Annotated in this window: 18 protein-coding genes; all 18 read left to right on the top strand. The window is 29.6% G+C overall.

Features of this window, described 5'->3' with window-relative positions; all coding sequences use genetic code 11:
• The first annotated feature begins 125 nt into the window (after window positions 1-125).
• Window positions 126-521 (top strand): hypothetical protein, encoded by a 396-nt coding sequence (locus M0R36_10110; protein ID MCK9556151.1) that lies wholly within the window; start codon window positions 126-128, stop codon window positions 519-521.
• On the top strand, window positions 514-753 hold the full coding sequence (locus M0R36_10105) for a hypothetical protein (GenBank protein MCK9556150.1): 240 nt from the start codon (window positions 514-516) through the stop codon (window positions 751-753). The genes M0R36_10110 and M0R36_10105 overlap by 8 nt, the downstream gene beginning before the upstream one ends.
• Window positions 753-1037 carry a hypothetical protein gene (locus M0R36_10100; GenBank protein MCK9556149.1) on the top strand — a complete coding sequence of 95 codons (285 nt, stop codon included), beginning with the start codon at window positions 753-755 and terminating at the stop codon, window positions 1035-1037. Before M0R36_10105 ends, M0R36_10100 begins: the two co-directional genes overlap by 1 nt.
• Before the next feature lie 12 nt (window positions 1038-1049).
• A complete protein-coding gene (locus tag M0R36_10095) occupies window positions 1050-1235 on the top strand; it encodes a hypothetical protein (protein MCK9556148.1) in 186 nt (61 codons plus the stop codon).
• A gap of 4 nt (window positions 1236-1239) precedes the next feature.
• Complete coding sequence (locus M0R36_10090) at window positions 1240-1572, top strand: hypothetical protein (GenBank protein ID MCK9556147.1); 333 nt, start codon at window positions 1240-1242, stop codon at window positions 1570-1572.
• A 223-nt stretch (window positions 1573-1795) separates the two neighbouring features.
• Window positions 1796-1969 (top strand): hypothetical protein, encoded by a 174-nt coding sequence (locus tag M0R36_10085; protein MCK9556146.1) that lies wholly within the window; start codon window positions 1796-1798, stop codon window positions 1967-1969.
• Window positions 1970-1992: 23 nt separating this feature from the next.
• A complete protein-coding gene (locus M0R36_10080; protein MCK9556145.1) occupies window positions 1993-2250 on the top strand; it encodes a hypothetical protein in 258 nt (85 codons plus the stop codon).
• Window positions 2217-2420 (top strand): hypothetical protein, encoded by a 204-nt coding sequence (locus M0R36_10075; protein MCK9556144.1) that lies wholly within the window; start codon window positions 2217-2219, stop codon window positions 2418-2420. The genes M0R36_10080 and M0R36_10075 overlap by 34 nt, the downstream gene beginning before the upstream one ends.
• Before the next feature lie 502 nt (window positions 2421-2922).
• Window positions 2923-4068, top strand: a complete 1146-nt coding sequence (locus M0R36_10070; protein ID MCK9556143.1) for a hypothetical protein — start codon at window positions 2923-2925, stop codon at window positions 4066-4068.
• Window positions 4065-4715 (top strand): class I SAM-dependent methyltransferase, encoded by a 651-nt coding sequence (locus tag M0R36_10065; GenBank protein ID MCK9556142.1) that lies wholly within the window; start codon window positions 4065-4067, stop codon window positions 4713-4715. Before M0R36_10070 ends, M0R36_10065 begins: the two co-directional genes overlap by 4 nt.
• A gap of 9 nt (window positions 4716-4724) precedes the next feature.
• Window positions 4725-5873, top strand: coding sequence for a hypothetical protein (locus M0R36_10060; protein MCK9556141.1), 1149 nt, complete (start codon window positions 4725-4727; stop codon window positions 5871-5873).
• A 34-nt stretch (window positions 5874-5907) separates the two neighbouring features.
• A complete protein-coding gene (locus M0R36_10055) occupies window positions 5908-6936 on the top strand; it encodes a radical SAM protein (protein MCK9556140.1) in 1029 nt (342 codons plus the stop codon).
• An 8-nt stretch (window positions 6937-6944) separates the two neighbouring features.
• Entirely contained in the window at window positions 6945-7325 is a 381-nt protein-coding gene (locus M0R36_10050; GenBank protein ID MCK9556139.1) for a DUF3899 domain-containing protein, read from the top strand.
• The gene (locus M0R36_10045; protein MCK9556138.1) at window positions 7326-7673 is read left to right on the top strand and encodes a hypothetical protein; all 348 of its coding nucleotides are present in this window, start codon (window positions 7326-7328) and stop codon (window positions 7671-7673) included.
• An 11-nt stretch (window positions 7674-7684) separates the two neighbouring features.
• Window positions 7685-8224, top strand: coding sequence for a hypothetical protein (locus M0R36_10040; GenBank protein MCK9556137.1), 540 nt, complete (start codon window positions 7685-7687; stop codon window positions 8222-8224).
• Window positions 8225-8232: 8 nt separating this feature from the next.
• Window positions 8233-8724, top strand: a complete 492-nt coding sequence (locus tag M0R36_10035) for a hypothetical protein (protein MCK9556136.1) — start codon at window positions 8233-8235, stop codon at window positions 8722-8724.
• Between the two features lie 273 nt (window positions 8725-8997).
• On the top strand, window positions 8998-9141 hold the full coding sequence (locus tag M0R36_10030; GenBank protein ID MCK9556135.1) for a hypothetical protein: 144 nt from the start codon (window positions 8998-9000) through the stop codon (window positions 9139-9141).
• Window positions 9142-9197: 56 nt separating this feature from the next.
• On the top strand, window positions 9198-9812 hold a 615-nt coding region (locus M0R36_10025), incomplete at its 3' end, for an MBL fold metallo-hydrolase (protein MCK9556134.1).

Here is a 9812-nt window from a genome sequence, read left to right as displayed (position 1 = left end):
AATTAATCCGATTCCAAAACTAGATGAAATTCTAGAAAGGTTGAGTTCAATTGAAAAACTCATTAAAAATAAACTGGAAATTAAGAAGACAACTAGAAAGAAGAAAAAGATAGATGGGAGTGTCAATGAATAAATTTATGATAATTGCTACTGATTTTGATGGGACTATTGCACAGGAAGGAAACTTTCCTAAAATTGGGGAACCTATATCCGGGGCAATAGAAACACTTATAGAATGTAGAAAAATTGGTCATAAAATTATTCTCTATACATGTAGAGAGGGAAAACATCTACAAGAAGCAGTTGAGTGGTGCAAGGAAAGAGGTTTGGAATTTGATGCTGTAAATAAAAATTATATTGAAGTTGATGATACATTTTCCAAATCAAAACCATATTGGGATGTTTTAATTGATGATAGAAATTTTTCACCATACCATAGAAACATCACTCCAGAAGTTTGGGGAATATTTAGACACTATCTTGTTGAAGAGTTTACAAAAAAGGAGAATTCGAATGGATGAAGATAGAATTAAAATGATGAATGAATCAGTTATTGATGTTTGTAAATCTGTTGAAGATTCCGATACTATTATGAAATTAAAAGAATTTGTTATTCAACAGAGTATAATTAATCGCAATCTGATTGATATGGTTGATGTTTTAAATAAAAAAATTAAAATATTGGAAGATATAATAATGGAAGATATTGTTCAAAAAGATATTGATGATATAAAAGTTGGAGGAAATGATTAATGGAAAATATGGAAAATAGTTTGTTAAATGTTGAAAACAGGAGATTAGAATTAGAAAAATTATTAGATAAGCTAGATGTAAAAAATGAATTCAGAGGAGACAGAAATATAATTTTATCTCTGGTGTGGAAAGTATTCGAAAAATCAACATTGGTTGAAAAAGTATCAGAAACATTGGTGGATCTATATACGGAAAATAAAAATCTCAATGAAAAAATAGAAGATTATAAAGATATGATATCCACATTAAAAAGTTTTGTAGATAAAATGAACGAGAATAACTAAAGGGGGATACTGTTGTCTGTTATTATAATCTGTGATGAGTGCGGAAAAAAGATAAAAAATTTTCATATTGTAGCAATAAATAAAGATATATGTCTAGATTTTTGTGATGATTGTATAAAAAATCCAGATATAGAAAAAGCAAAAGCAAATCATGATTATTTTTATGGTGATAAAAAAATCTTTTTTAAAGGGGAATAAATAGATGTCAACTCATAAAAGCAACTACGAGCTATTAGAAGAATGGTTTGAGGAGTTATCCACGTTTAGACCAAAAGATAAGTTCTTAAAAAAATTAGAATTGAATAACAAGAGCGGTGTTAAATATAGAATATACACCGATGAGCATTACTATGACATCACGGCATTGGATGGTCCAGATGGTGGGTTTCTAGGAGCAGTTGCAATGTGCCGGAAACAACTACCAAATGAAAATTTTAAACGTGGTGATGATTTATATTATGGACCTTTTAGAAAAGATACATGGAATAATATTCTCAAGGATATTGTTGCTTATGAGTTGATTAGCATTTCTTAATTTCAAATATAAAGCTCGGATTTTGGATATAAGATCCGAGCTTTTTTTGCGTTCATAATTTCGATCAAAATTTCCTCTTTTTTATGATCCATTAAATTACATATATAGATTAATTGATAAGTCAGTTATTCTTTTTTTAAAAGGAGATATGGTGTCAATTCAAGTCCACAATATAATTTGTTTTGTTTTTGGATTATTTCCGGAGAAAGGAGAGTAACAGCAAATGAAATTTTCATTCAAATTGGTATGGGAATTTGAAGCTCTCGATGATCCTGCTGCAAAGAAGATAATAAAAAAAATAGAGGAGGAAGTTTCAAAATTAAATAATATTCAAAAACCAACAAATATTATTTTAAGTAATCTTGATCGATCAACTGGAAATATATTGAAAAGGTAGAGAAAGTTTCAAGGGGGAGTGAAATGCAGCAATCGGTCGGGTTTAATGGGGTTGGGATTCCAGTATGTCTGTTGGATCTCAAGAACACTCTGAAAATCAGGGTGTTTGAAAAAGAAGAACCAAAAGAAATTGCAGTGAAAACTTTTGAGGAATACCTTTCCTCAATGAAAGTTACCAGATCAAATACGGAAAGTATTATCAATGCAAAAAAAGCGTTAGATAATGTAATTTCCGAATCCTTCATCGAGTGGAGAAAAAGACTAGAAGAGATGCTAAAATGAGTATTTGCCCATGGTGTAAAAAAGAAGAAGCAACAAAAGAAATAAAAGTTTCCAGAGGAGGAGTAGAAAAGATATGTGATACATGTTATTATGCACATAATCTAATCTACAAATCTTATGATAAAAACAGGAGTGTAGAGATCTGTTTAGATGATGGCGGATTGCGTTGAAGGTTGGGAGATTAAAACCAGCTGGAGATGGCCGTCGTCTGGAGTCAGCCTCCCTTAGAGCCCGAAACTTTTGTTAGGGATTGGGATCGGTGTTGGGTGTTGAAGCTAGCCGGGAAACCGGAGGTGGAGCTCTTCCGAGACAAAGCTGGCGAAAAGGTCAAGGATAAACCCGCAGACCTCACTCCGTGGATATGCTGCACGGAGCCTCGAAAGAGGCAAAATCAAATAGTTTAACACTTCCATCTTTTGAATCCATCTGATTACGAAATCCGATAATGGCTAGCCCAATGGATCGGAATAGGCAGATGGTGGAGTTATGCTGCCTTTTATTGGGACCGCCCACCTGCGATCCCATGGTACCACATAAAAGGAACAACAGTCATAGCGAAAGGCGTAAGAAATAAGTTACATCCTATTATATAGAATAGGAAATCGCCCATGCCGCAGATGTAACTGTGCGGCCCCTCTCTCTTTTTTTTAAAAAATTTTGACAGGAGAAAATATGAATTTCATAATCACTGGTGGTCCAGTCCATGCATATTTAGATTCAGTTAAAATTATCACCAATAAGTTTAAAGGAAAATTAATGCTAAGTTTTATTGGTGATTTATGGAACTTGATGCTCAAAAAGGGATATAATTCGGAAGAATTTATTACATATATAACCACTAATTTAAACCAAGTAGAATCTCCTTGGAATACAATATATCACAATGGGTTTGAAGACTATCGTGAAATTTTGATAGATTTGGCAAAAAAAGATAATAATTGTTTTATACTGGGAGCTGCTGTTGCAAATCTAATTCCGTCATCCCCATGGAAAAATAAATTTCCAAGTCATGAATATTCAGAAAATGATATAGTGAATATTCCATTCAAAATAGCTCCAAGAATCATAAATGAAATTAAAAGAATCAACAATAAAAATATTTTGTTTGGATTTAAATTATTGGATGCCCAGGATGATGAATTATTAAGAGCGGCATATTTAACATTAAAAGAATCGAAGGCAAATGCAATATTTGCAAATAATCCAAGCAATTTAAATAGAATACTTATTCTAAATAAAGAATGTGGAATTAAAGAAATTAGAAGGAATCAGTTGGCAGAATATATATTCCAGAATGCCACAAATCAATATTACAAATCAATACAGGAAGAACCAAGAAATCTAAATCCTAAATGGTTGGAAAAAATAAATAAAATAAAAAATAAATTTTCAAAGGAATTTATAGAATCAAATATTGGATTTAATACCTCACATGGTTGTATTGCTATTAGATTAAATGATAATAAATTTTATACCACTATCAGAAATAAAAATAGAATTGATTATATTGACAAATTAATTATGGTTGAACATGTTGATCATGAAAATAGAGTTGTATTATACTCATCAATGTTCGATCAAGAAAATACAAAATCACCAATAAATTCTCCATTGCTATATAGAATTTTTGAAACAAATAGAAACGTTGATCATATAGTTCATTTACATTTAAATATTAATGAATTAAAATCGTTAGAATATGCGCCATCTGGAACTTTAAGAGATTCTTTAAGAGATGAATCATTGATTAATTCATCCTTCAATATAAATGAACACGGTGCTTATTTACTGTTCAACAAAGAGGGAAATCTAATATGAACAATTTAACTTATGAACAATACGTAATTTTATATGCTAAATATCTTGATAATAAAAATTTTGAAAGTATTCTCGGAGATACAATTAAAAGAAAAAAAGACATAGTGTGTTTAGATTTATGTGGTGGAACTGGAGATCTATCTGAATTTTTATTAAATAAACTACAGACCAAAAAAGTTTGGTATGTAGATGAAAATTCAAATATGATAAGATCATCTCTGATTCCACATAGACTTATCAAAATAACATATGCCAGTGTTAGGAATTTTATATTTCTTTTGAATAATTGGGAATATGATGTGGTCGTATGTAAGCAAGCAATCAACTATTGGTTTAACGAAGAAATTATAAAACAACTTCATAAATCAATTAAAAAACATGGAATATTAATGTTTAATACTTTTACAAATATTCCCGAAACATATTCTTCTAAAAAATATACATATAATAACAGAAACTATTTTGAATTAAACACAGTTTCAAAAAATAATATAATTATGCATACCCAACATTGTGAGGATTTAATTGACACAAATTCATTTCCATATATATCTGAAAAAGAATTCAAAGATGTATTAGAAAAGTATTTTAATATTGACTTAATAAAAATAAAAAATTCTGCATATTATATATGTAAAAAAATTTGAGGAGATCCAATGAGAGTTATAGAGTATCTGAAAAAATTTTCAGATATAAACGAAGGTTTAAAAAATCTTGAAACTGAATTTGGTATAACAAATAAATTATATGAAGATAGAGTTGTATTAAATTACGATCAAATTGAATCACATAAACATCGTTTCAATCCTATTGTCAGGGAATGTAGAGCATTGATTTTATCCATTCCAACTTTAAATATTTTATGTAGATCATTTGATAGATTTTTCGATCACGGAAAAGATAAAGAAGATTTTGATATCACAAAAAGTTATTGCACAATCAAAATTGATGGATCATTAATTAATGTATATCATGATGGAATAAGATGGCAATGTTCAACAAGAAAAATGGCATTTGCAGAAGGAACAGTGTTTTCAAACAATGACAAAACATTCAGAATGTTATTCGAGGAAGTGTTAGGAACTTCAGTTGATGAAATGTTCAAAAATTGGTCTGATATTAAATATACATATATTTTTGAATTAGTTTCACCTGAAACAAGAATTATAAATCGTTATCCAAAAACAGCAATACATGGGATTACAATAAGAAATAAATACAATGGAAACTATTTGAACTATTACGAAGCCGCCGAGATATTTGAGAAACATCTTCCGATGATAAATCCATACGTAAAAGGTCCAACATTTAAAAATATAGATGAAATACTAGAATCACTGAAATCTCTCCCATCATTAGGTGAAACATTTGAAGGTTATGTTTTTGTTTATGATGATGGGCATGGTGGACAAACAAGATTAAAAATTAAAAATCCAGCGTATTTGGCATTTTCAAATCTGAGATGCAATGGGCAATTGAATCCAAAGAGCATAATAAAAATTGTGTTATCATGCAATGAAGATGAATATCTTGCATCATTTCCAGAAGATAAACCATATTTTGAAAAATATATAGAATCCAGACAATATATGTACGATTCTATAAATAAATTGTCTGAAACAACAATGCATATTCAAGATCAAAAAGAATTTGCATTAAAGGTCAAAGACACACCAATTTCCTCAATCATGTTTATGCTAAGAAAAGGAAATGAACTTGGTAAAATCATTGATAATATGTCAGATAATGGTAAGATAACATTGTTTGAAAGGTTGGAAAAAGAGAGAGGTAAACATGTTTCGTAGTACTAATCCTGGAATTCTTAGTGATAGTTCTGAAATGAAAATTTTCAGAAGCAAAAACTACAAATACACTTTCAATAAAAAAACAGGATTCTTTGCAAGGTGGGGAAGAAACTCGGAGGATGATCCAAGTTTTGCTCCATTTGGACCTGAAATATTGGATATAGAAATATCAACGATATGCCATGGAATAAATAACAAGCCATGCTTACATTGCTATAAGAGTAACACGGGAACTGGAAAAAATATGACATTTAAAGTATTCAAAACCATTCTTGATAAAATGCCAAAAGTATTGACACAGGTTGCATTTGGTATTGGAGATATTGATTCCAATCCAGATATCTGGAATATATTTGAATATACAAAATTAAAAGGAATAGTTCCAAATGTTACAATAAATGGTTGGAATATAACTGATGAATATGCAAAAAACATTTCAAGTTTATGTGGAGCTGTAGCAATATCGAGATATGAACCAAAAGATGTTTGTTATAATGCGGTTAGAGAAATAACAAATCATGGAATGAAAAAAGTAAATATTCATATGCTGTTATCAGAGGAAACATATGATAAGTGTTTTGAATTAATAGATGATATCAAAACTGATGAAAGACTGAAAAATTTAAATGCTGTTGTATTTTTATCTTTAAAACCAAAGGGAAAAAGAAATAAATTTACCGTAATAAAGAATATAGAAAAATTAAAAAAATTAATAGATTATGCTTTTGAAAAACATATAAAATTTGGATTTGATTCCTGTTTTGTTCCAAATTTTCTCAAGTGCATAGAAGAGCATGAAAATTTTAAGATGTACGATTCTTTAAGTGAAGCATGTGAATCAAGTTGTTTTAGCAGTTATATAAATGCAGATGGAAGATATTTTCATTGTTCATTCACTGAAGGAGAAAAGGGATGGGAAGGAATTGATGTTGTAAACTGTAAAGATTTTTTGAAGGATGTGTGGTATCATCCTGAAACAATCAAGTTTAGAAATTTACTGATAAATCAAAAACATGATATAAGCAAGACTTGCAGAGCTTGTCCTATTTTTGATTTGTATTAGGAGGATTATTGAAAATTCGTTTGGATTTTGTAAGTAATAGTTCATCGTCGTCATATATTATTGATGAAACCGGATGTATAGAAAGTGGATATGATGCGGGACTTGATGATTTTGATTTGGTAGAATGTGTAAATGGACACATTTTGGAGGAAGACCATGTCATAAAAAATGATGATATGGAGATTGATGATTTTGATGAAATTCCAAAGGAATATTGCCCAATATGTCAAATGAAAACAGCATCAATATTTGATGTCTATAAGTATGCATTTAAAAAATTAGGAATGTCATATGAAGAATTAAAGAAAGAAATGCTAGAAAATTACTGCAATTATGAGGAATTAAAGAAAGATCTTTCTAAAGTAAAAATAATTTTGCCTGGAGACTAAATGAAAATAAGAATGGATTTTGTTTCCAATAGTTCATCGAGTTCGTTTGTATTTGCAGGATATGTTTTTACGAAAAATGAATACAAAAAGCACAAGAAAAAAATAATTCAAACAATTAAAAATTTTGATTTAAAATCAATAAATAGATTTGGTACAAGTCAGCTTTATATTGATATTGGACGAGATGACGAGGATATTCATATTGGTTGTTATAGCAGCGAGAGTGAATACGCAATTTTGGAATTAGAAGATGTTGAACAAACTATTAATGAGTTAAAAAAATTAAAAATTGAAGTTGGATTTGAAAATTCATTGAAAATTCAAGGTGGGAGTTATAGTGATGAATAAAGGGAGAATAAATGAAAATAAGAACTGATTTTGTTTCTAACAGTTCATCAAGTTCCTTTCTTATAGGAATTCCAAGTTCATATCTTAAGGAAATAAAAAAGAAAGGTGCTGAAGCAGTAAAAAAATACTTCTTTAAAGATGTTGAAGAATTAAAATATTATGATCATGTAATATCAACAGATCAAGCATCTGAAATATTATTTGAAGAAATAAAAAATGCAAAGATTGCGAAACAAGAAGAAATATTGGATCTTATTTATAATAGTTACATGATTGGTGATTATATTGATCCAGAACTAAAAAATCGTCATTTTAATAATAAACTAACCGATGTTGAAAAAGATGAAATGGAAAACAAAGAGAACGAAGAAAGAAATAGATTATCAAAAATATTTTGGAAAAATCATACAAAATATGATTATGAAAACACCAAATACATCATAATAGAATTTTCGGATAATCAAAGTGAAGAAGAATGCGTATTAGAGCATGGACCAACCTTTGATAATTGTTGTTGCACAATAAAAACTTTACGATTTTCACATCATTAGGTGGTGGCATGAAAATAAGAACTGATTTTGTTTCTAACAGTTCCAGTTGTTCATTTATTGTAGGATTTTATAAAGAAGATTTGAAAAAAATAAAAAGCATAAAAGATTTGAGAACATTCATGTATGGCAATAAAAATTATATAGAACACGAGGGAAAAAAATTGTCCACTGTTACAGCAGCAGAAATAATATATAACAAAATAAAATTCGGGCCAGAGCCGGAAAGTAAAATTATTTTGGCTATTGAAACATCCAATGAATTGCATAGATTTATTGATTTTGAGGATATGAATGTTGGTGACGATGAAAAATTAGATAATTATTACAAAGAAAGAAAAAGATTAGCAAAAATATTCTGGAAAAATGTCAAGGATGATTATGAACCAATAAAATACTATGTATTCCAATTTTGGGATAATTTATGCCAGAAGACAAGTGATGTGATGTCAAGTGGAAAAGAATTTGATCATACAAAAGTCGAACTGATTGAATTAAATTAAAACAATGAGGAGGAAAGATGAGATCCGTCGTTTCTATGTTCAAAGAAAGACTAAATGATTTGAAGAATTATCTACAATCCAAAAAAAGAGATTGTTATACATGTAAACATTTTGGTCACTACATAGAAACGAAATGTGGGGATCAAAAATTAAAAAAGGAAGTGAGTCACACCCATATATTCAGATGTTACAATACAAAACAAACCGATAATTATTTTAACAATCCAAAATCAACAAGCTGTATATGCCATGAATTCAGGAGGGTATCAAACGATGATGTCTGAAGAGAAATGCAAAGGGTGTAGTTACTTCTCTTCTGGAAATTGTAATCGCTGGGGTAAACCTATTCCAGTTAAAGAAATAGAATCGGAATTAACTGAGGAAGAATTCTTAGTTATGAAATGCACTGAAAAATGATTCACAAAAGAGAAGAAGAATATTTTTATCTTCTTCTCTTTTTTCTGGAGTAAAAAATGATTAAGTTAAAAATTCTAGGTTCTGGGAGTGCTTTTTGCAACCCACAACATAATTTCAATTCAATGATTCTTGTTCAATTCAAGTGTGCAGGGGAAGGAATTTATAGAAACTTATTGTTGGATTGTGGTTCTGATTTCAAAGCTGCATGTTTTTATCATGGAATTCGTCCAACAGACATTGATGCAGTTTATGTTTCACATTTACATGGAGATCATATTGGTGGTTTAGAATATTTGGCGTTTGCTTCATATTTTATGCCGCCGTACAGAAAACCAAAATTATTTATTACATCCGCACTTATGAAACAATTATGGGATGATTCTTTGAAAGGTGGATTGGAATCTCTAGCTACTAATCAAATTAGAGATGGCAAAACAATTTCACAGCTTGACACTTATTTTGAACCATACCCGGTTATGTATAATGAATCATTTGAATTTGAAGGAATTAAATTTTCTCCGATTCAAATGGTCCATATAGTTACTGGACGTTATTTCAAGGAAACTTATGGGTTGATGATTGACACCGGATATAACAAAATATTTTGGACTTCTGATACGCAATTTGCTCCCAAACAACTATTTGGAAACTATAAGGAAGCCAACGTTATT

The sequence above is a fragment of the bacterium genome, from assembly GCA_023228325.1.
Taxonomy (GTDB): domain Bacteria; phylum Auribacterota; class UBA6266; order UBA6266; family UBA6266; genus UBA6266.
This window is presented reverse-complemented; position numbering and strand designations above follow the sequence as displayed.

Excerpts from the sequence above, each read along its gene's own strand:
- M0R36_10080 (MCK9556145.1), top strand. The coding sequence starts at position 1,993 with ATGCAGCAATCGGTCGGGTTTAATGGGGTTGGGATTCCAGTATGTCTG.
- M0R36_10055 (MCK9556140.1), top strand. The coding sequence starts at position 5,908 with ATGAAAATTTTCAGAAGCAAAAACTACAAATACACTTTCAATAAAAAA.
- M0R36_10110 (MCK9556151.1), top strand. The coding sequence starts at position 126 with ATGAATAAATTTATGATAATTGCTACTGATTTTGATGGGACTATTGCA.
- M0R36_10085 (MCK9556146.1), top strand. The coding sequence starts at position 1,796 with ATGAAATTTTCATTCAAATTGGTATGGGAATTTGAAGCTCTCGATGAT.
- M0R36_10045 (MCK9556138.1), top strand. The coding sequence starts at position 7,326 with ATGAAAATAAGAATGGATTTTGTTTCCAATAGTTCATCGAGTTCGTTT.
- M0R36_10035 (MCK9556136.1), top strand. The coding sequence starts at position 8,233 with ATGAAAATAAGAACTGATTTTGTTTCTAACAGTTCCAGTTGTTCATTT.
- M0R36_10030 (MCK9556135.1), top strand. The coding sequence starts at position 8,998 with ATGATGTCTGAAGAGAAATGCAAAGGGTGTAGTTACTTCTCTTCTGGA.
- M0R36_10040 (MCK9556137.1), top strand. The coding sequence starts at position 7,685 with ATGAAAATAAGAACTGATTTTGTTTCTAACAGTTCATCAAGTTCCTTT.
- M0R36_10105 (MCK9556150.1), top strand. The coding sequence starts at position 514 with ATGGATGAAGATAGAATTAAAATGATGAATGAATCAGTTATTGATGTT.
- M0R36_10065 (MCK9556142.1), top strand. The coding sequence starts at position 4,065 with ATGAACAATTTAACTTATGAACAATACGTAATTTTATATGCTAAATAT.
- M0R36_10060 (MCK9556141.1), top strand. The coding sequence starts at position 4,725 with ATGAGAGTTATAGAGTATCTGAAAAAATTTTCAGATATAAACGAAGGT.
- M0R36_10090 (MCK9556147.1), top strand. The coding sequence starts at position 1,240 with ATGTCAACTCATAAAAGCAACTACGAGCTATTAGAAGAATGGTTTGAG.
- M0R36_10100 (MCK9556149.1), top strand. The coding sequence starts at position 753 with ATGGAAAATATGGAAAATAGTTTGTTAAATGTTGAAAACAGGAGATTA.
- M0R36_10070 (MCK9556143.1), top strand. The coding sequence starts at position 2,923 with ATGAATTTCATAATCACTGGTGGTCCAGTCCATGCATATTTAGATTCA.